This is a genomic window from Marinobacter sp. (genome assembly GCF_048259445.1).
Classification (GTDB): domain Bacteria; phylum Pseudomonadota; class Gammaproteobacteria; order Pseudomonadales; family Oleiphilaceae; genus Marinobacter.
Window position 1 is genome coordinate 1 of sequence record NZ_JBLXHQ010000004.1, and the last position, 20,973, is coordinate 20,973.

Annotated in this window: 19 protein-coding genes; 2 read left to right on the forward strand and 17 right to left on the reverse strand. The window is 55.8% G+C overall.

What is annotated here, in order from left to right:
• From ACN0RL_RS04010 to aspS, 7 genes are all read right to left on the reverse strand, one after another.
• Positions 1-128: biopolymer transporter ExbD (locus ACN0RL_RS04010; protein ID WP_417514392.1), on the reverse strand; the 128-nt coding region annotated here is incomplete at its 3' end.
• Between the two features lie 55 nt (positions 129-183).
• Positions 184-876 carry a protein TolQ gene (gene tolQ, locus ACN0RL_RS04015; RefSeq protein ID WP_417513949.1) on the reverse strand — a complete coding sequence of 231 codons (693 nt, stop codon included), beginning with the start codon at positions 874-876 and terminating at the stop codon, positions 184-186.
• 3 nt (positions 877-879) lie between these two features.
• Positions 880-1,341, reverse strand: coding sequence for a tol-pal system-associated acyl-CoA thioesterase (ybgC, locus tag ACN0RL_RS04020; RefSeq protein ID WP_417513951.1), 462 nt, complete (start codon positions 1,339-1,341; stop codon positions 880-882).
• Positions 1,328-2,365, reverse strand: coding sequence for a Holliday junction branch migration DNA helicase RuvB (gene ruvB, locus ACN0RL_RS04025; RefSeq protein ID WP_417513953.1), 1,038 nt, complete (start codon positions 2,363-2,365; stop codon positions 1,328-1,330). Before ruvB ends, ybgC begins: the two co-directional genes overlap by 14 nt.
• Before the next feature lie 139 nt (positions 2,366-2,504).
• Positions 2,505-3,134, reverse strand: a complete 630-nt coding sequence (gene ruvA, locus ACN0RL_RS04030) for a Holliday junction branch migration protein RuvA (protein WP_417513955.1) — start codon at positions 3,132-3,134, stop codon at positions 2,505-2,507.
• 30 nt (positions 3,135-3,164) lie between these two features.
• Positions 3,165-3,692: a crossover junction endodeoxyribonuclease RuvC gene (ruvC, locus tag ACN0RL_RS04035; RefSeq protein ID WP_417513957.1), complete on the reverse strand. Its 528-nt coding sequence runs from the start codon at positions 3,690-3,692 to the stop codon at positions 3,165-3,167.
• 35 nt (positions 3,693-3,727) lie between these two features.
• On the reverse strand, positions 3,728-5,530 hold the full coding sequence (gene aspS / locus ACN0RL_RS04040; RefSeq protein WP_417513959.1) for an aspartate--tRNA ligase: 1,803 nt from the start codon (positions 5,528-5,530) through the stop codon (positions 3,728-3,730).
• A 335-nt stretch (positions 5,531-5,865) separates the two neighbouring features.
• On the opposite strand from aspS, the gene fabR reads away from it, so the two are divergent.
• A complete protein-coding gene (gene fabR / locus ACN0RL_RS04045) occupies positions 5,866-6,489 on the forward strand; it encodes an HTH-type transcriptional repressor FabR (protein WP_417513961.1) in 624 nt (207 codons plus the stop codon).
• A gap of 23 nt (positions 6,490-6,512) precedes the next feature.
• On the opposite strand, the gene ACN0RL_RS04050 is transcribed toward fabR, so the two are convergent.
• The 4 genes from ACN0RL_RS04050 to tadA are packed head-to-tail and all read right to left on the reverse strand — an operon-like array spanning position 6,513 to position 9,852.
• Positions 6,513-6,944 (reverse strand): HIT domain-containing protein, encoded by a 432-nt coding sequence (locus ACN0RL_RS04050; RefSeq protein WP_417513963.1) that lies wholly within the window; start codon positions 6,942-6,944, stop codon positions 6,513-6,515.
• Between the two features lie 19 nt (positions 6,945-6,963).
• The gene (locus tag ACN0RL_RS04055; RefSeq protein WP_417513965.1) at positions 6,964-8,307 is read right to left on the reverse strand and encodes a UDP-glucose dehydrogenase family protein; all 1,344 of its coding nucleotides are present in this window, start codon (positions 8,305-8,307) and stop codon (positions 6,964-6,966) included.
• A 39-nt stretch (positions 8,308-8,346) separates the two neighbouring features.
• Entirely contained in the window at positions 8,347-9,342 is a 996-nt protein-coding gene (galE, locus tag ACN0RL_RS04060) for a UDP-glucose 4-epimerase GalE (protein ID WP_417513967.1), read from the reverse strand.
• Positions 9,343-9,348: 6 nt separating this feature from the next.
• Positions 9,349-9,852 carry a tRNA adenosine(34) deaminase TadA gene (gene tadA, locus ACN0RL_RS04065; protein ID WP_417513969.1) on the reverse strand — a complete coding sequence of 168 codons (504 nt, stop codon included), beginning with the start codon at positions 9,850-9,852 and terminating at the stop codon, positions 9,349-9,351.
• A 343-nt stretch (positions 9,853-10,195) separates the two neighbouring features.
• Here tadA and ACN0RL_RS04070 point away from each other — a divergent pair, with 343 nt between their 5' ends.
• Positions 10,196-10,753, forward strand: coding sequence for a hypothetical protein (locus tag ACN0RL_RS04070; RefSeq protein ID WP_417513971.1), 558 nt, complete (start codon positions 10,196-10,198; stop codon positions 10,751-10,753).
• A gap of 28 nt (positions 10,754-10,781) precedes the next feature.
• On the opposite strand, the gene ACN0RL_RS04075 is transcribed toward ACN0RL_RS04070, so the two are convergent.
• The 6 genes from ACN0RL_RS04075 to ACN0RL_RS04100 are packed head-to-tail and all read right to left on the reverse strand — an operon-like array spanning position 10,782 to position 20,905.
• Positions 10,782-11,906 carry an ABC transporter permease gene (locus tag ACN0RL_RS04075; protein ID WP_417513973.1) on the reverse strand — a complete coding sequence of 375 codons (1,125 nt, stop codon included), beginning with the start codon at positions 11,904-11,906 and terminating at the stop codon, positions 10,782-10,784.
• A 2-nt stretch (positions 11,907-11,908) separates the two neighbouring features.
• The gene (rbbA, locus tag ACN0RL_RS04080) at positions 11,909-14,707 is read right to left on the reverse strand and encodes a ribosome-associated ATPase/putative transporter RbbA (RefSeq protein WP_417513975.1); all 2,799 of its coding nucleotides are present in this window, start codon (positions 14,705-14,707) and stop codon (positions 11,909-11,911) included.
• Positions 14,704-15,765 (reverse strand): HlyD family secretion protein, encoded by a 1,062-nt coding sequence (locus tag ACN0RL_RS04085; protein ID WP_417513977.1) that lies wholly within the window; start codon positions 15,763-15,765, stop codon positions 14,704-14,706. The genes rbbA and ACN0RL_RS04085 overlap by 4 nt, the downstream gene beginning before the upstream one ends.
• A gap of 16 nt (positions 15,766-15,781) precedes the next feature.
• Positions 15,782-16,414, reverse strand: a complete 633-nt coding sequence (locus tag ACN0RL_RS04090) for a TetR/AcrR family transcriptional regulator (protein WP_417513979.1) — start codon at positions 16,412-16,414, stop codon at positions 15,782-15,784.
• 25 nt (positions 16,415-16,439) lie between these two features.
• Positions 16,440-19,541, reverse strand: coding sequence for an efflux RND transporter permease subunit (locus tag ACN0RL_RS04095; RefSeq protein ID WP_417513981.1), 3,102 nt, complete (start codon positions 19,539-19,541; stop codon positions 16,440-16,442).
• Entirely contained in the window at positions 19,538-20,905 is a 1,368-nt protein-coding gene (locus ACN0RL_RS04100; protein ID WP_417513983.1) for an efflux RND transporter periplasmic adaptor subunit, read from the reverse strand. The genes ACN0RL_RS04095 and ACN0RL_RS04100 overlap by 4 nt, the downstream gene beginning before the upstream one ends.
• Positions 20,906-20,973: the final 68 nt, after the last annotated feature.

Genomic DNA, 20,973 nt, shown 5'->3' on the forward strand with positions numbered 1-20,973 from the left:
TGAGTCAGCATGGGCGCCGTGACCATGAAAATAATCAACAGCACCAGCATCACGTCGATGTATGGAACGACGTTGATTTCCGACATCGGCTTCTTCCGATTTTCGGGCATCATCCCCATACCTTTCATAGCGCTGCACTCCGGCTGTTAACGGTTGGCATGATTGCTCTCGTCACTGCTCTCTTCACTGCTGTGCGCCCCTATCGGCGCTGTGGACACGACGATGCAGAATGCTGGAAAACTCGTCGGCAAAGGTTTCGTAGTTCTTCAGAAGTGCGTCCGACTTGGTAGAGAAGCGGTTATAGGCAATAACTGCTGGAATCGCTGCGAACAAACCCATGGCGGTTGCTATCAACGCTTCTGAAATACCTGGAGCCACCGTAGCCAGGGTCGCCTGCTGTACCTGTGCCAACCCCCGAAACGAATTCATGATGCCCCAGACAGTACCAAACAGGCCGACATACGGACTGGTCGAGCCCACAGTAGCCAGAAACGGCAAATGGGCTTCCAGACGTTCCTGCTCGCGGGAAAATGCGACACGCATGGCTCGCTGGGTGCCTTCCATAACGGCATCGGCATCCCGGCTTTGCTGCCGCAGCCTGGAAAACTCTTTGAAGCCCGCACGGAACAACGATTCCATACCAGAGAAGGGTGTCGGTTCGGCATTCACCTCCCGGTAGAGTTGCCCCAGGTCCATACCGGACCAAAAGCGCTCCTCAAACGCAAGCTGCGCCTGTCGGGCTTTGCGAAATACCTGATAGCGCTGAAAAATCAGCGCCCATGACACCACCGATGCGGCTGCGAGCAACAACATGACCAGCTGTACCAACACACCGGCGTTTGAGATCAGACTCCAGACTGATAATTCCGAATCCACCGCTTACTCCTGGCTTGTTTGGTGTTCCGTTTCAGGGTGCGGCCTGCTCTGCTCGAGCAAACCCCGCATATTTTCAGGTAGACGCATTGGCCGCCCGCTGTCGAGGGCTATACACGCTACTTTTACATCCGCTTCGCACAACATTTTCTGATCATGCACCCGCAAGACCCTTTGCCTGAATTCCATCCAGACCCGGCCAAAGGCCACAGGTTCCGCCGTTACGACTAGCTCATCATCAAGCTTTGCCGGCGCGACATAATGAATCGACAAACGTTGTACAACATAACTTATGTTGTCCGCCAAACCTGCCCTGAGCCCGATTCCGCAACTGCGAACCCACTCTGTGCGGGCACGTTCCATGTAGTGCAGATAGCGGGCATGAAAAACAATACCACCGGCGTCTGTATCTTCAATATAAACCCGGACGGGCCAGCCAAACGCTGCTGACTCTTCACGATTGATCAACAGGACCTCCTTCTGCGTTTGTACTCTCCCTCACAATACCAAAATGCTGATAAGCGTGAGAGGTCACCATACGACCGCGGGGTGTGCGCATCATGAATCCCTGCTGAATCAGAAAAGGTTCAAGGACATCTTCAATGGTGCCGCGCTCCTCGCTGATTGCCGCTGCCAGGCTTTCAACGCCAACCGGACCGCCATCAAACTTCTCAATCATCGCCAACAGCATGCGCCTGTCCATGTGGTCAAAACCCTCGCTGTCCACCTTCAGCATGTTCAGAGCCTGATCCGCAATACCTGCGCTGATGTGCCCGTCGGCCCGCACTTCCGCATAGTCTCTTACGCGACGTAACAGGCGGTTGGCTATCCGGGGCGTCCCGCGTGAGCGACGCGCTATCTCATAAGCGCCCTCTTCATCAATATCGACACCTGAAAGCCGTGCGGAACGTGCGATGATATGGGTGAGATCCGCCGTGTTGTAGAATTCCAGGCGCTGCACGATGCCAAAGCGATCCCGCAGTGGAGACGTAAGCAAACCTGCCCGTGTGGTTGCTCCGACCAGGGTAAAAGGTGGTAAGTCCAGCTTGATCGAACGTGCTGCCGGACCTTCGCCGATCATGATATCCAGCTGATAGTCTTCCATCGCCGGGTACAGTATTTCTTCTACCACGGCGCTGAGCCGGTGTATTTCATCAATAAAAAGAACGTCGTTCTCTTCAAGATTAGTGAGCATTGCGGCCAGATCACCGGCTTTCTCGAGAACCGGGCCGGAAGTGGTCTTTATCGCCACACCCATTTCATTGGCAATGATATTGGCAAGCGTGGTTTTACCAAGCCCGGGCGGCCCGAAAATAAGGACATGATCCAGCGCTTCCCGGCGACCCCGGGCTGCTGAAATAAAGATGTCCATCTGCTCCCGCACCGCAGGCTGTCCCACATACTCGGAGAGCAACGCGGGCCGGATAGCGCGATCCTGAACCTCTTCGTTGTCACCGGCCCGGGCTGAGATCAGTCGGTCGGATTCAATCATTTACTTTTCCGTTTATCGGGAATCAATAGATTGCCACTTAAAGCCAGAAGTGCACCAATTGTACAAACAGCCCTGCGCGTGTCACGTTACGCTCTCTACAGGTTTGGCGCTACATAAGCGACACATTAAAGTCATGTCATCATGCAGGGATCATGTTTCTCAGTGCAAGACGAATCAGAGCTTCGCTGGACATGCCCTCTTCTGCCACCTTGCTGATTGCCCGCGCAGCCTCCTGGGGTTTGTAACCAAGTGCTATGAGCGCAGCCTCTGCTTCGTCTTCCGGGTTGTGGGAGGCCATTGCCAGCTGAGGGGAATCCGTGATCGAGCCGGCCGTGCCAGCAGGCACAGGTGCAAAATGGCCTTCCAGCTGCTTGATGCGGTCTGCCATCTCAATCAGTAAACGCTCGGCTGTCTTCTTGCCGACACCCGGGAGTTTGACCAGAGAGTTGATATCACGCCCTTCGACACAGCGAATAAACTGCTGGGCATCCAGGCCGGACAGAATGCCGGCGGCCAGCTTGGGGCCCACGCCATTTACTTTTATCAGCAACCGGAAAAGGTCGCGATCAAGACGCGAGGCAAAGCCGAAAAGGCTCTGGGCATCTTCGCGAACCACAAAATGTGTATGAAGGGTAACCTCCTGCCCGGGTTCTGGCAGGTGAAAAAACGTGGTGTACGGGATTTCTACTTCGTAACCCAGGCCGCTGCATTCAACCAGCGCCTGCCCGGGTGTTTTTTCGACCAGAATGCCTCGGATACGACCTATCAAGGATTGCCTCCTGCCGCTCCGCAGAGCAGTTTATTGTTGTCGCACACGCCCGCTGCGTGCCTTGCCCGCAACACCGGCTACTCTCAGGATGCTTTGATTCATGTGCGCATGACACAACGCAATTGCCAGGGCATCAGCGGCGTCAGCCTGGGGTTTTCGGGAGAGTGACAGCAACACCTGAACCATGTGCTGTACCTGAGATTTGTCGGCACTGCCTTTGCCTACCACGGCCTGCTTGACCTGCCGTGCGGAGTACTCATACACCTCAAGCCCGCTGGTGGCAGCACCAACGATGGCGGCACCACGAGCCTGCCCGAGCTTGAGTGCTGAATCGGGGTTGCGCGCCATAAAAACCTGCTCAATGGCAAATTCCTGGGGCCGGTATTCGCCGATCAGGCTTACCAGGCTCTGAAAAATGATTCGCAGGCGCTCCGCCATGGGTTTTTCGCCCACGCGGATGCACCCGCTATCGATATATTCTATGTGCCTGCCCTCAACACGGACAATACCGTAACCGGTGATCCTTGAGCCGGGATCGACACCCAGAATAATCGCCACATCAGTGCCCTTTTATTGACCTGTCAGCGCCCCGCTTATTGTTCGCCAGCAGCCGACGAGTTACCTTCAACCGCTTTGGCTGACTTGCGAAGGCGGATGTGCAGTTCACGCAGCTGCTTCTCATCCACTTCACCCGGCGCCTGAGTCATCAGACAGGTAGCACTCTGGGTTTTCGGGAAAGCAATCACATCGCGAATCGAGCTGGAGCCGGTCATCAGCATAATCAGGCGATCCAGGCCGAATGCCAGACCCCCGTGGGGCGGGCAACCGAACTTGAGCGCATCGAGCAGGAACCCGAACTTGGCACGGGACTCTTCCTCACCGATACCCAGAATGCGGAACACTTCCTGCTGCATTTTATCGCTGTGAATACGAATGGAGCCGCCACCCAGCTCGGTGCCGTTCAGGACCATGTCGTAAGCTCGGGACAAGGCCGTTGCCGGGTTGGCCGCCAGCTCTTCCGGGCTGCAACTCGGTGCAGTGAACGGGTGATGAATCGCGGTAAGGCCGCCGTCTGGCAGTTCTTCAAACATTGGGAAATCAACAACCCACATCGGAGCCCAGTCGCAGGTCAGCAGGTTCAGGTCGTGGCCGACCTTGATACGCAATGCGCCCAGGGCTTCGTTGACGACCGTGGTCTTGTCGGCGCCAAAGAATACGATATCACCGTCCTTTGCTCCGGTGCGCTCGATAACGGCCATGGCGACGTCATCACCCAGAAACTTGACGATGGGCGACTGCAAACCTTCAACGCCTTTGGCAAGGTCATTTACCTTGATGTAGGCCAGACCTTTAGCTCCGTAGATACCCACAAACTTTGTGTACTCATCAATCTGCTTGCGGCTGAGCGTGCCACCCTGGGGTACACACAGCGCTGCTACGCGGCCTTTGGGATCCCTGGCTGGCCCGGCAAACACTTTGAAATCCACGCCGGCGACCAGATCACCCACGTCCTGAAGCTCCAGAGGAATACGCAGATCCGGCTTATCACTGCCGAAGCGATCCATGGCCTCGGAATAAGGCATGCGCGGAAATGCGGGCAGCTCGACATCCATGACATCCTTGAACAGAGAACGAATCATGTCCTCATTCAGGCTCATCAGGTCTTCTTCATTAATGAACGACGCCTCGATATCCACCTGGGTAAATTCAGGCTGGCGATCCGCTCGCAAGTCTTCATCACGGAAGCACTTGGCAATCTGGTAGTAACGATCCACGCCCGACACCATCAGCATTTGCTTGAACAGCTGGGGCGATTGCGGAAGCGCGAAGAAAGAGCCCTCATGGGTACGGCTTGGCACCAGATAGTCCCGCGCACCTTCAGGCGTCGCACGGGTCAGAATGGGTGTTTCCACATCCATGAAACCGTTGCCGTCCAGGTAATTGCGGATGTAGCTGGTCACACGCGAGCGGAAGCGCAAACGGTTCAGCATTTCCGGGCGACGAAGATCGACAAAGCGGTAGCGCAGGCGAACATCTTCACCTACATCTACATGTTCATCCAACGGGAACGGAGGTGTAGCGGCGGCGTTCAGGATGGTGACTTCTTTACCGAGCAGTTCAACCTGCCCTGTGGACATGTTGTTATTCTCTGTACCGGCAGGACGACGACGCACAAGGCCAGTGACTTTCACCACATACTCGCTGCGTACTTTCTCTGCCAGCGCAAAGCTCTCCTCGGTGTCCGGGTCTACCACGACTTGCGCAATACCGTCCCGATCGCGCAGATCCAGGAAGATAACCCCACCATGGTCACGGCGGCGGTGTACCCATCCGCAAAGTGTAACTTCCTGATCAATGTGAGATTCGTTGATCCCACCGCAATAATGACTGCGCATACCGGTTCCCGTAGTGTCTGATGTTTACGTAATTGTCTGATAAGTCTGCCAGGCAAGCGGGCGTATGGCCTTCCGAAACGCGCTGTGAATACGTCCGTGTACGCTCGGCTCCGCCATCCATGGCTCCGCACGGTTTCGGAAGGCCATACGCCCGCTTGCCGTTAACTTTGTTCTTGCCCGCCAAATATGGAAGGAACCATACTGGAAAAGCCCATCATTATAAACATATTGGCGCCGGAAATCAGGCGTGTTTGGCCCGGAGTAAAAGGGCTCTGGTGACTAGCAGTAAGCAGATCGATAGAATGCTGCATTCATTTGTCATTGGAGCCGCTACCTTGTCAACCAGAGCCGAGCAGAAACTCATCACCCGGCGCACACTGATGGACGCAGCACTCGGTCAGCTAAGCGCGGATCGTGGTTTCGGGAGCCTGAGCCTGCGCGAGGTTGCGCGAGAGGCTGGAATCGCGCCAACGTCGTTTTATCGTCATTTTGCAGATCTTGATGAGCTGGGACTGGTGCTGGTCGACGAAGGCGGCGTCGCCCTGCGGCAACTGATGCGCCAGGCACGCAAAAGGATTGCACGGGATGGCAGCGCCATCTCCACCTCAGTAGAGACTTTCATGGAGTATCTTGGCAACAACGCCAACGTATTCCGCCTGATGCTCCGGGAACGTACCGGCGGCTCCAAACCCTTCAGAACGGCCATCAAAGCTGAAATTGATCATTTCGTAACAGAGCTTGCTGATGACCTGAGGCGTTTCGCCGAGGAGCAGCATAAGCCTTTGTCTGATGCGCGGGTGGTAGCCGAAGCGATGGTCACGCTGGTATTCAACCAGGGGGCGGAAGCACTGGATGCCACACCAAAAGAACGGGATGAGCTGAAAGCCAAACTGAAAACCGAGCTCCGGATGATTCTGATCGGCTCCCAGATGATGGCCAAGCACGCATCGATTCGGTAACCGGCATCAGCGGGCTTAATTACTCAGCAAACACCCAGCTCTGAAAGCACCGGCACCAGAGACCCCCTGACCTCCGCCAGCCGATTTTCATCATAAGGAACGGGTGGCTGCTTACCCCACACAGGGCCAGGCCAGGCCGGATCACCCTCGAAACGGACAATGTGATGCAGGTGCAACTGGGGCACCATGTTTCCGAGCGCCGCGACGTTCATCTTGTCGCCACCGAATACTTCCATCATGCCACGACTGAGCGCAGAGGATTCCTGCATCAACCGATGTTGCTGCTCCGGGCTTAACTCGTAGATTTCGCGAATGCCGGCAAGTGCCGGCACCAGCAACACCCAAGGCCAGGTCTGATCGTTCATCAGCCGGATTTCACACAGGCTGCTGCGGCCAAGGCTGATGGTATCTGCCGCTAGCCGCTCGTGAAGTGTGTATTCCTGCCCTTGAGTCATCGTCGCGCCCTGCCCTGATTTATAAGGAATGAAACTGGTTACGGCCACGCCCGATGGCGTAGTAAATCAGCTCGTGACGCTCCAGCATTTCAGGTTCGTAAAGGTTACGGCCATCGAACACAACAGGCTCGCGTAATGCTGACGCGATCGCTGCAAAATCCGGTGAGCGGAACTCTTTCCACTCAGTACAGATCGCCAGCACATCTGCGCCCCGAAGCGCCTGCTCTTTGGTGCCACACAGCGCCAGGCCTTCGTGGTCGCCGTATATACGCTGAGTCTCTTCCATGGCTTCCGGATCAAAAGCCTGAACGGTAGCGCCGGCTTTCCAGAGATCTTCCATCAATGTGCGCGCTGAAGCTTCGCGCATGTCATCGGTATTTGGCTTGAACGCCAGCCCCCAGATTGCTACGACCTTGCCCTTCAGATCACCGCCAAAATAGTGGCTGATCTTGTCAAATAGAACGTGCTTCTGAGCGTAGTTGACAGCTTCTACGGCATTCAACAAACGCGCATCGTAACCGCAGTCGGCCGCCGTGCGTGCCAAAGCCTGCACGTCTTTCGGGAAGCAGGAACCGCCGTAACCGCACCCCGGGTATATAAAGTGATAACCAATACGCGGATCCGAACCCATGCCGCGGCGCACCGCTTCAATATCGGCACCCAGTCGCTCAGACAGGTTGGCAATCTCATTCATGAAACTGATTTTAGTCGCCAGCATGGAGTTGGCCGCGTACTTGGTCAGCTCCGCAGACCGGATATCCATAAAGATCATACGATCGTGGTTGCGGTTGAACGGGTAGTAAACTTCGCGAAGCACATCTGCCGCTTTATCGCTGTCGGTACCGATAATGATGCGATCCGGCTTCATGAAATCGTTGATCGCCGCCCCTTCTTTCAAAAATTCCGGGTTGGAGACCACATCAAACTCAAGTTCCAGACCACGGCTGTCGAGCTGGGCCCGAACGGCAGCTTTGACCTTGTCACCTGTACCAACCGGCACGGTGGACTTGTCCACGACGACTTTATAGTCGTCCATGTACTGCCCGATAGACCTGGCTACGGCGGTGACATACTGCAAATCTGCAGAGCCGTCTTCGTCCGGCGGCGTGCCCACTGCGATGAACTGGAGTGTGCCGTGCTTTACCGCTTCCTGCGCATCCGTGGTAAATGCCAGGCGCCCGGCCTCAACGGTGTGTTTTACGATATCCTCAAGCCCTGGCTCATAAATAGGGATATGACCATTTTTCAGTTTGTCGATCTTTGCCTGATCAACGTCCATGCAGAGTACGTCATGCCCAACATCGGCCAGGCAGGCTCCGGTAACAAGCCCAACATAACCGGTACCAAAAATCGTAATTTTCATCCGTTAAATCCCGACATATCATAGGTTTAAAATTAAGTCTTACTGGCCAGCTTCAGCTTTCTTCTTTTGCCAGATTGCTTCCCAGGCCAACGCGGTGCCGACAATCGTTTCGAGATCGTCATAGGCAGGCTGCCAGCCCAGGGTCTTTTTAATGAGAGCATTATCTGCCATGAGCGCAGCCGGATCACCAGCGCGGCGGCCTACTTCAGTCACCGGGAAGTCGACACCGGATTGTTTGCGCACAACGTCGATCACTTCACGCACAGTGAAGCCACGACCATAGCCGCAGTTCATGATTCTGGATTCACCGCCATTGGCCATATATTCAAGCGCCATAACGTGGGCACTGGCGAGATCTTCCACATGAATATAATCGCGCACACAGGTGCCGTCGCTGGTGTCGTAATCCGTACCGAATATACTCATGCCGTCGCGCTGCCCGGTTACGCACTCACAGGCCACCTTGATAAGGTGCGTCGCTTCCGGCGTCGCCTGCCCAAGCAAACCATCCGGGTTAGCCCCAGCCACATTGAAATAACGCAGCACAACATAATTGAGACCGGAAGCTGCGGCGAGATCCGTGATCATGCGCTCGCTCATCATCTTGGATGCACCGTAAGGATTAATTGGCGCAAGAGGAAGGTCTTCGGTGAGAACCGTCTGCTCCGGCATTCCATAAACCGCAGCGGTTGATGAAAAAACCATATACGGGACCTTGTACCTGTCGACAGCTTTGAGCAGGTTCAGCGTATTACGGGTGTTATTGCTGTAGTACTTTAGAGGGTTGGTAACAGATTCCGGCACCACGATATTGGCCGCAAAGTGCAATACCGCCTCAAACTGATGATTTGAGAAAACCTGATCAATCTCGGCTTCGTTCGCCAGATCGCCGATAACCAGCTCACCGGCGGTTACAGCCCAACGATAACCGGTCGAAAGATTATCGAATACAACGATATCGTGCCCGGCCGCTGCCAACTGGCGCACTACATGGCTGCCAATGTACCCGGCCCCGCCGGTCACTAGTACTTTCATGCAGAACTACTCCTTCCCTGAATTCTGTTTGCGCCGCTGCCGGATTTCTGCCCGTCGGCGGCTGAAAAAATTACTGATGATCTGGCTGCAGTCATCCTGCAGGATGCCACCCACCACGTCTACTTGCCAATTAAGGTGGGGCTCATCCAGTGTGCGACGGGCCGATTCAATGGCACCCGCCTTGGGCTCACGGGCACCGTAAACCAGTCGGCTGATACGGCTGTGCACAATTGCGCCAACGCACATTGTGCAGGGTTCGAGGGTTACGTAAAGGGTCGCTCCGGTAAGCCGGTAATTACCTGCCCTCGCTGCCGCATCACGCAGTGCGCATATTTCAGCGTGGGCGGTGGGGTCACACCCGGTAATTGGCACATTAAAGCCTGTACCCAGCTCTTTGCCATCACGAACTACAACGGCACCAACCGGAACCTCATCCACAGAAGCGCCACGAGCGGCCAGTGTGAGTGCCCGGGCCATCCAGTAATCGTCAATGTTCTGTATATCCGGCATAAACGCGGCTCTGCTGATAGCGCCCTATACAAATACGACACTGGGTACACCAAGAAGCGCCACGAAAATACCATTGTTCGCTTTTTTTACCAAGCAGCCGATCTCAGGAACGCCGGAAATCTCGGTCGTGTTGCATACACGGGCGCGGTGGTTCGTTCCGGCTGGCGTGGAGCAGTTTGACGAACACCTCGGCCATCACGCCTTGGCGTTCGATCGCACTGCGCTTTGAAATTTGCAGCTAAGCTGTCTGAGATGTCACCAGAATTTCCGTGAACCCTTCATCAAGCATTTTTATGAGCGACGTTGAAGAAGACATCTCAACCGGAAAGCGAGGAGTACAAACATGAGTAAACATGCGATAGCGATCAGCAATACCTTGATGAGCGCCCCGTTACGAAGCCGTGGAAGACAATTTAGAATGGTCGCAGCCGCTGCTCTGCTGGGCAGTCTGGTACTTAATGGAGCCGTCATTGCTGCAGAACCCGTGGGACCCGATCTGACGGAGAAACTACGGGGACTGTTGGCAAAGGAGATGATCGAGATTGAGACAGCGATGAAGGCGACCTACAGCGCCATCATCCAGGGCAGGCATGATGAGGTAGCGCAGAAAGGACAAGCCATCCACGACAGCTTCATCCTCAAACAGTCCCTTACCAAGCAGGACAAGCAAGATCTGAAATCGGCGGTGCCAAAGGAATTTCTGCAGATGGACCAGTATTTCCACCAGTTGGCAGCGGAGCTGGCTGAGGCGGGGAAGCAGCAGGATACCCAGGCCCAGGCCGAAACCTTCAATCGTATGACCGAATCCTGTGTAGCTTGCCACAGCCGCTATGTGACGGATCGATTCGAGGGTCTGAAAGAGCAGTCAGTTCCTCAGGAATGGGGTCACTCCACTGAATAGTTTTCCTGGGCGCCGGGCGAGCCTCTTGCTAACCGGAAAGGCTCATGGACCTGCGGAACAGCGCCAGACTCGCTGCGAAAAATCCGATGCCCAACCCGGCCATCATCGACAACTCGAACCATACGTTGTCGGGGCCAGCACCGCGGAACACCACGGCTTTGGCAAACGCGAGAAAGTGTCGCGAAGGCAGTGCCAGCGTTAAACGCTGGACAATATCAGGCTGGCTTTCGATCGCCCCCATACCACCGGAAAGCATGATAATGGGGATGATCACCATGATCACTAACAGTGCAAATTGAGCCATGCTGCGCGCCATAGTGCCGAGGAACATTCCGATGGCAGCAGCGGCAGCCAAATACACGGTCGTGCCCGCCAGCAACAATGGTATAGATCCGGCCACAGGCACATGCAGAATCTCTTGCACGACCAAAACAAGCGACAAGGTGAATGCTCCCAGCACCACAACAACGTTGGCCAGAACTTTGGAAAGTGCAATTTCGAGCGGCGTGAGTGGCATGACCATCAGATGCTCGATGGTGCCCTGCTCTCGCTCACGCAGCATCGCCGCGCCCGTCAAAGCGATGGTCAGAAGCGACAATTGATTAAGCAACGAAGACACTGCCTTGAACCAGACAGGATTTCCATTGGGGTTGAAAGCCCGGCGTAACTCAAGCTTCAGTGCGGGCTCAGGAGTCTCAGGAGTACCTGACAGAAAGGCACGGCTTTCGGAAATCAGAATATTGGAAATGTAATCCGTGCCGAGCTGAGCTTGTGAAACGGCCGTTGCGTCTACCTCAAGCTGCGCGGCGGGCGCCAGGCCCGCGATTACGTCGGCTTCAAATTGCGGCGGAAAGCTGAGCACAAACATGATACGCCCGGCATCCATCTCTGCTGCCACCTGATCCGCTGAAATAGTAACGGGAGGCTGAAACCAGGGCGGTCCCAAAGCATCCGTTACTTGCCGGCTAAGCGACGATTGATCTTCATCGACAATGGCAATCGCCGCATTGTAGACCGTATCGCCCGCCCCACTGGCCTCAAGAATGACAGCGATCACGAAAGACCACAGAATCAGGATAACCATCACCGGGTCGCCAAGAACGCTTTTCAGTTCCTTGCCTGCTAGCCAGAAGGTATTGGCAAGACGCTTCATGCTTACTTCTCCTGCTTACGCAAAGCGAGCACGGCCAGCCCGGTCAGAACCGGTCCGAAAGCGGCGAGACGCCAGAGGTGCCCTGACAGCTCCGACAGGCCCAGCCCCTTGGTAAAGGTGCCCACACTGACCCCCATGTACCAGGTTGTTGGCCAGAAGGTGCCGACAACCTGCGCCGCCCCCTCCAGCGAGGACACCGGGGCTATCATTCCGGAAAACTGCAGGGTCGGCATAACCGAAAGAATGGCTGCCGCAAAGACGGCCGTCACCTGGGTTTTAGCGATCATCGATACGATCAGGCCGTACCCTGTTGCGGCAACAGCGTAAAGCAAGGCGCCCAGCACCAATGCAAGCGGAGCGCCCTTGAGCGGAATGCCCAGAACCGTTACCAGCAACGCCGTCAGGATCACAAAGTTCAAAAGCGTGATGACGATATAAACCAGTTGTTTTCCGATCAGGAATTCGGCGCGGCTGGTGGGTGTAACGTAAAAATTGGTGATTGTGCCGATTTCTTTTTCCCGTGCCACGCTGACCGCCATCAGGATTGCCGGGAAAAGTAACAACAAAAGTGGTGGGATTGACGGGCCGATGGAAGGCAGGCTTTCCATCGCAGGATTGTAGTGAAATCGCGGAACCAGGGTTGCCGGCGCGGCCGCATCCGGTGATCGGGGTGTCATCAGGTCTTCCAGCGCCAGTGCAGATTGCGCGTCAATACCCATTATGTGAGCGTGAGCGCCCTTCACGTAGCTTTCCACGGTGCCCGCCCGGTTGGTATCTGCGCCGTCAATCAGCGCGGCTATTTCGTTTATTCCGGTTCCACGCACCGATCTTCCAAAATCTGGCGGTATCTGGATTGCCAATGCCAGCTCACCGCTTTTAAGACGCTGCTCGAGCTCTTCCACACTGCTGATAGCCGGTCGTTTCAGAAACCATTGAGAATCCTCAAATCCTGAAAGATAGGCCCGGCTTTCCGGGCTTTGGTCCAGATCCAACACGGCGAACGGAATATTGCGCACTTCCTGTGAAATACCAAAAGACATAATAAGCAAAAGCAGAGCGCTGCCAACGAACGAGAATACCAGCCGCACAGGGTCCCGCCTTACCTGCATCGCCTCTCGTGTGGTGAAGGCCAACATGCGTTGCAAGCTGAAGCGTGACGCGATTGGGTCCGGCTCATCCACATCATTCCTGCCAAGCAAGTGTTCGTCTTCAGTTACCGCCTGCAGCTGAGCCGGCTGCGTTGGCAACGAGGCATCAAGCATATACGCTATGAAGGCCTCTTCCAGTGTTTCAGCGCCCCGTGCCTCGATCAGCGCTGCGGGTGCATCCGACACCAGCACCTTGCCCGCGTGCATCAATGAAATCCGGTCACAACGCATGCCCTCGTCCATAAAATGGGTCGAGATAAAAATCGTGACTCCATCCCGATGCGCAAGCTCCAGCAACATGTCCCAGAACACATCCCGTGCCTGCGGATCAACGCCGGAGGTTGGTTCGTCCAGAATCAGAATCGCAGGGGCATGAATAACCGCCACCGCCAGAGAAAGGCGTTGCCGCACACCCAGGGGCAATGATGCGGCCCCCTGATCAAGATAGGATTCGAGCCCGAAACGTGGAACCAGCTCCTCCATCCGCTCAGCGGTCAGAGCTCGGCCCAGGTGAAACAGACGCGCGTGCAAAAGCAAGTTCTCACGCACCGTAAGTTCGCCATAAAGGGAAAACGACTGGGACATAAAACCAACCTGCCGACGTGCGTCGAGATTCTGCGCATCCACCGGCTCACCGAAAATCCAGGCTTCACCCCCGGTTGCCGGTGTAAGACCGGTCAGCATTTTCATGGTGGTGGTTTTGCCGCAACCGTTCGACCCGAGGAACCCGAAAATCTCACCCCGCGCGATCTCGAAACTTACGGAGTCCACAGCCGTAAAATCGCCGAATCGCTTGGTCAGGTTATGGGCCCTGATGGCCGGCGGTTCTGCCTTTCCTTTGGTTGCAACTGGCGCGTCGGTAGCCTCGTAACTCTCAGGAATCGTCGCAGGCTTGCCGCCCAGCAGTGTCACATAGGCCGCTTCGACCGTCTCTGTGCCAGTCTGGGCCAGCAACTCTTCCGGGCTTCCAGCGGCCAGGATACGCCCGTCGTTCATCGCGACCAGATGCTCAAAACGTGCGGCCTCTTCCATATAGGCGGTTGAGACAAGAACACTCATCTGCGGACGATCGGCGCGGATGGTATCGATCAGATCCCAGAACTGACTTCGTGACAGCGGGTCCACCCCGGTTGTCGGTTCGTCGAGCAACAGGAAATCCGGATCGTGAATCAGCGCTGCGCAGAGTCCCAGCTTCTGCTTCATACCACCCGAGAGCTTTCCAGCGGGGCGGTTCATAAACGGGTCCAGGCCTGTTGCCTGCGTCAACCGCGCAATCCGCGCCTTCCGCTCGGATTTGTTCAGCCCGAACAGTTTGCCGAAGAAATCGAGATTCTCTTGCAGGGTAAGATCATGATACAGATTGCGCCCGAGCCCCTGGGGCATAAAAGCGATCCGACTCCCGGCATCGGTCCGATGGCGTTTTTTCGCCATATCGCCGCCCAGTGCTTCAATGTGCCCGGTCTGCAGGCGTTTGGCACCGGCGATCAACCCCATCAGGGTGGATTTACCCACGCCATCCGGCCCGATCAAACCGACCATACGCCCGGCGGGCAACTCCAGGGTTACATCATTGAGCGCACACACCTTGCCATAGTGATGACTCACGTCAGCCACGCGTGCAACCGGCGTATGAGACCGGTCTGTGACAATCATTTTTCAGAGTCCCCAGGTACCTCGCCGATCGTGCCCGCCGGGCTGTTTGGTGCAGGCAGAACGTTAGCCACGGGTGGCGTCAACCCTTCCGGCCAGTCAGGCAAGGTTCCATCCGCTTGCACTAACCGAACCCAGGCCTCGCCGCGCACACCGGTTTTTACCTGTGCAAGCCGGACAGCAACCATCTCAGGAGGAATGCGCACACGGACGCGGAACATCAGGCTCTCCCGCTCATCCAGAGTCTCAACCTGTTTTGGCGTGAACTGCGCCTGTGGCGCGACAAAGCTCACCACCGCCGGTATCGCCATATCCGGCATGATGTCAGCCACAATCCGGGCCTCATCCCCCAATCGTACTTTTGGCGCTGCATTGGCAGGCAAGAAAAACTCCATATAGACGTCGCCAAGGCTGACCAGCGTCAGCACCTTGCCACCGCTACCCAATACTTCTCCGGGCTGGGCAAGACGATAGAGCACCCGCCCCGCCTGCGTTGAATAAAGCGTGCTGTCGGCAATGCGAGCCTCAATTTCCTGCAAAGCGGCATTTTCCGCATCAACCGCCCGCTGTTTCGCAACCGCTTCAGCATCCCCTGCAACCAATACGGACTCGGCCACCTTGGCTTCCATCCGCCGGATATCCAGTTCTTCACGGGTTACGACACCGCGTTTGCTCAAGGTTTCCGCTCGAGCCAGATTGCTTTGCGCCAAAGCCAGCTTGGCTTTAGCCTGAGTGATTCCGGCGTTCGCCACATCCACAGCGGCCTCGGCGCTGGCCACCGCAGCCTGCGCCCGTTTTTGCTGCGCTACGAGTTCGTTAGTATCCATTACGGCCAAAAGGTCGCCTGGCCGGACCAGATCACCCTCACGCACTGCAATGTCCGAAACCCGGGCTGCCAGGCGAGTGGAAACGTCAATCAGGTCTGCTTCAATCCGCCCATTACCGCGGGCAAAACCATCGGGTGGCAGGTTGTCCGATGCCAGTAGCACCTTCCAGATAGCGTAACCCAGAAATACCGCCAGAACGGCCAGAACAATAGCAGTGGAAATTTTACGCGACATGATTGCTCTCCTCGCTTCAGAGCTCTCCTCGTTTTTCCGGATCCGCACAGGTAATTCCGCGCCGGTATATGGCAAATACACCCGGGGCGTCCCGGCGCATCTGCTCCATATCGCCCGAAATCAGCGACTGCATGATCAATCCTTGGATGGTGCCAATAAACAGTATGGCCGCGGCGTGGTTATCCAGATTCGCGGGCAACTCACTGCGGGATTTCGCTGTTTCTATTAACGTATTCAGGCGTTCTGCATACTGTTTAAGCAACGCATGAGCCAGACGTTTCGCCGGTGTTGCCTTGGCGCCCTGAAGCTCACCAAACAGCATACGAGGCGCCCCTGGGTGCTCAGAGACAAACGCAATGTGGGCCATAAACATGGCTTCCATTGCTTCAAGGGGCGAATCCACTCCGTCCGCAGCTTTCTCGATCCTTGACATCAGGCGTTCGGCAACCCATTTCATGACCGCCTGCCAGATGGCCTCTTTATTCGGGAAATGCCGGAACAGAGCTCCCTGCGTCAACTTCATATGTTTGGCGATTGCCGCCGTCGTTATGTCACCAGGGTTGGTCGTCGCGGCGAGATCAATCACTGCCTCAACGGTAACGTTGCGGCGCTCATCGGCTGGAAGGTTCTTTTGTCTTGTCTTTTCCATCACACCCTCTCATAAACATTACAGACTATTCGGTTTCTGCAGGCTCGTTGGCGGTCCAGCCCCAATCATCGAACAACACATAGACCGCCGGGATCATGACCAGCACCAGTACGGTCGTCGCCAACAGGCCAAATACCACGGAAATCACCAGAGGCTTGATGGCCGCAGACTGCACGCTGGTTTCTGCCAGCAAGGGCAGTAACCCGGCTATGGTAGTAGTGGATGTAATCAGGATGGCACGTAGCCGGTCACGACTGGCCTGCCCAGCTGCAACGATTGCGCTCAAACCTTTGCGTCGGTTTTCCTTGATGAACTGAACCAGCAGTATGGAATCGTTTACCACTATGCCGGCCAGAGAGGCGGCACCGATCATAGACGGCATGGAGATGTACCAGCCCAGCAAAACGTGCCCCCAAAGCGCGCCGACAAAAGCCAACGGAATAGCCAGCATAACGATAAGTGGCTCGGAATAGCTTCGGAACTGGAAAGACAGAATCACAAATACACCAAGCAAACCAATCATCAGCCCTCGAGCAATGGACCCGCCGGTTTCTGCAGAACGCGCCACCTGGCCCTCAAAGGTGATGGCAACATTCGGGTGGCGTTGCTCTAATCCTGCCAGCCATTGGCCGCGCATATCATTAACAACCGCCTGAGCGCTCGCCTTACTTGCATTCACATTGGCCTGAACCGTAACCGTACGCTGGCCACCAACGCGAGTGATCATGGCCCAGTCGCGCTGGTCGTGAATATCGACTACAACTTCCAAAGGCATCTGGCGCCCATCAGGCATCAGGATTGTCTGGTCTGCAAGGTCGTCCAGGCCGTCTCTATCGCCTTGAGATTGACGCACCAGAATATCCACATCGCGCCGGCCAATTCGCTGCGTATCGACAACTTCCCCGAGAAATGCCGCGCGCAACTGCGAGGCGACCATTTCAGCGGTTAATCCTGCGGCCAGCGCACCGTCTGTCAGCGTAAAGGTTCGCTGAGGTTTGCCAGGGCGTAAATCGTCGATAATGTTGTAGACGGCCTCATAACCCGCCAGGTAATCGCTTACGTCCAGCGAGGCAGCCTTGAGGTCAGCCAGATCCGGACCCTGTAGCCGAACCTCAATGGGTATGCCCGCCGGACCGAAGCCAGGCTCCTGAATAATCAGGCTTGAAAGCCCCGGGATATCGCCTATCTCGTTGCGCCAGGCAACCGTAAGCTCATCCAGGTTCATGGTCCGGAGCTCTGCGCTCAACAGATCGACCATCACTGTAGCAACATGAGCGCCTGCCTCACGTGCACTGGGGTTGTAGTTAAAGCGCACCTGGATAGCATCAACCAGAGGCGCCTCATCGGGCTGATCCGGCGTAAAGATTTCGTTCAGATGCCACATGGCATCCGAAACCTGCCCGGCAGCGCGCTCTGTGTGTGCCAGGGGCGTACCCTGAGGCAACAGAATCCGGGCCTCCAATGTATCGCCGTCAAGATCAGGCATGGCTTCTGTGCTTACATGGCCTCCAGCCATAAAACCAGCTGTACCCAGCAAAATGAATAACACTCCACCCAACACCCCATAACGCCAGCGCACCGCTTTGTCGGCGAGCCTGCCGACGCGCTCCTGAAAGAGACCGAAGTGGTGGTCAAAGGCTGTGCGAAAACGGGATTGAGTGCTCGCCTGCAACGACAAAACACTGCCCTTGAGATGGTGCGGCAAAATCCAGAGTGCCTCGATAAGACTCGCGAACAAAGCAGCAATCAACACCACCGGCAACACTTTAAGAACCGCCCCCAACTCGCCAACAAGAAAGGCCAGCGGCGCAAATACCCACACAGTTGTCAGGAAAGACGACACAACTCCGGGTAAGACCTGCCGAGTGCCCTCCACTACGGCTTCCAGCGGCGAAGCACCACCACGGGCCTGTACTGCAATGTTATCGGCTATCACCACGGCATCATCCATAACGATGCCAATCGCCATCAACAAGGCAACCAGGGTGATCATGTTTAACGACAATCCGCTCAGGCTCATCACGAAAAAGGCGCCTGCAAACGCTATGGGCAAGCCGAGTACAGCCCAAAGAGCAAGGCGTGGACGGAAGAACAATCCCATCACCACGATCAGCAAAGCCAATCCCGCTATACCGTTACTTACCAGCATTTGCAGGCGATCGCGAACGATGCTGGTCATATTCTGGGTCATAGTCAGCTGCAGTGGCCCATCGATACGCTGACGCTCGGCATTTACTAACGCTGTAAGCTCCTCCAGCACATTCAATGAATCATCACGGAGCGTTTTGCTGACCTCCAGGACGACCGCTCGCTGGTCGTTGAAATAGACCAGCGCCTCGGGCTGTTCTCCGGTTTCCCGCAGCGTTGCGATCTGGCCGAGAGTAAGCTCGCCCCCGCCGCTTCCTGATACCACCACCAGATCCGCCAGCTCCTGCAAGCTTCGCCTCTGGTCGGTAAAGCGCAGCAAGATGTCGCGATCAGGAGTCTCCAGAGTCCCCAGGGGAACATCAATGCTCTGCTGCCTTAGCCGTATCGCCAGATCACTGGCAGACAATTGATACTGAGCCAGCGATGCCCGCGGTATCTCCACCTGCCACTGGCGTTGTGAAAGTCCTTGCAGAGTTACCTGAGCAACACCGGGCAGCGCCATGATGCGTTCTTCCAGCTGCAACGCATAGTCTTCAAGGCGGTTCGGTGCCAAATCGCCATGCACGGCCACCGCCGCTACCAGATCGCTTCGGTGCAGTTCCCGCACCACCGGTCTTTCTGCTCGCGCCGGCAGGTCGGTGAGCGCATTAACCTCAGTATCGATATCACTCAGAAAACGAATGGAATCCCCGGCAGCTTCCATAGAGACAGTAGCGCGGGCAAGATTGTCCTGCGCAACGCACTCTATCTCGTCGAGGTAATCAACACCTTTGACGGCATCGTATAAACGCCGACAGACTGCATCTTCCACGTCGGCAGCACTGGCACCGCGATAGACAACGTCGATACTTATTTCAACAGGGCGATAATCCGGAAAGGTTTCACGCTTCAGATTCGGTGCAGCAAATAACCCCGCCGCCAATAATAATATCAGCAGCAGGTTTGCCGCTGTCGGGTGGCCTGCAAACCAGCGGATCATTGCGCAGCACCCAGCGCAAGTTGTTGCAGGTGTTGCTCGAGAACCGCATCACGATGTGGCACAACTTTCATGCCTGCGATCGCAGGCACAGGGTCATCCGTGATTAACAGCTCGCCGGTCGCCAGTCCACTTTCAATTACTGCAAGGCCATTCTGCTCAAAAACCACAACAACGGGGCGCCGCTGGAGTAAGTTATCATTGCCCAGCAGATATACTTCGCCCTGATGCACTGCCGAAGCCGGCACAGCCAGCAAGGGCCTCGGGCTCGGGGCGAAAAACCTGACCTGCACATGCATATCGCGTTGAAATGCAGGACGTTCAGGAACGCTTGCAAGACTGTATGGCTTTTCAACTGTAACAATTACTCGCCCGCTGCGTGTGCCAGGATCCAGACCACTAGCCACCCTGCTGACGCTTGCAGGCCAGCGCACGGATGGGAAACCGGTTAGCTCCACTTCACTTCGGATCGCTGAAAAATCAAACCTCTCGGTAATATCCAGTGCACCTGACTGCGAATCAACTGGCCTCGAAACCGCTGTCATAAGCCTGCGCAACATGGACAATGGCACCTGAGCTTCTACTTCGGCCTGCTCGATTCCGTCCGCAAGAAACAGCGGTTGCCCCAAGGCTGCGTATTGATGTTCTTCTACATCAACAGTACGGATACGCAGATCATAGGGGGCAATAAACCGGGTATCTTCGAGATCCTGGCGCCCCTGCTCAAGGCGCGTATGAGCGCGCTGTATCTGGGCGTCAAGATATTGCTGTTTTGAAGGCAACAACGAGAGCTGATTCTCCAACGACTGCACAAGTTGGCGCTGCGACAGCGTTGCGCGTCGCTGCTCATCAAGCCGTGAACGAGATACAGCACCGGTTTTCAGAAGACGCTCGATACGACCCAACTCGCCTTCAGACAACTCTAGCCGTTCGCTTTCCAGCTGCAGCAGCTGGCGGGTATTTTGTGTTTCTGCATCAAGCTGAGCTTGCTCAGCCGCCAGAGAAGCCAGTTCGGCTTCCGTCTCGGCAATCGCCAACTGGTAACGCCCCGGATCCAGCGCGATCAGCAAGGCACCTGCTGGCAGCAAAGTTCCGCTGTTCAGCTCTGGATGGCGCTCAACAACCCGGCCGGCAACGTTGGCCACAGCCTGCCAGGTTTGTACCGGGCGCGTAATTCCAAAACCCCGCGCGGTGAGGACAAAAGGCATGGGCTGAACTTCAATAACGGTCAGCGGCATAGGTGCAGTATTCGACTCATTGTGCGCTGGCCTCTCACGCAAAAAAACAAGAAGCACAATCAGCAAAATCCCGCCAACAAAGCCGACCAACGCCAACAACTTTCTGTTACTGAACTGCCGCAGAGCCATGAGGTTTTCTCTTAAAAGAATATCTGAATTAGATAGTAATTAGTCACTATCTTTTTTGCAACGAATGA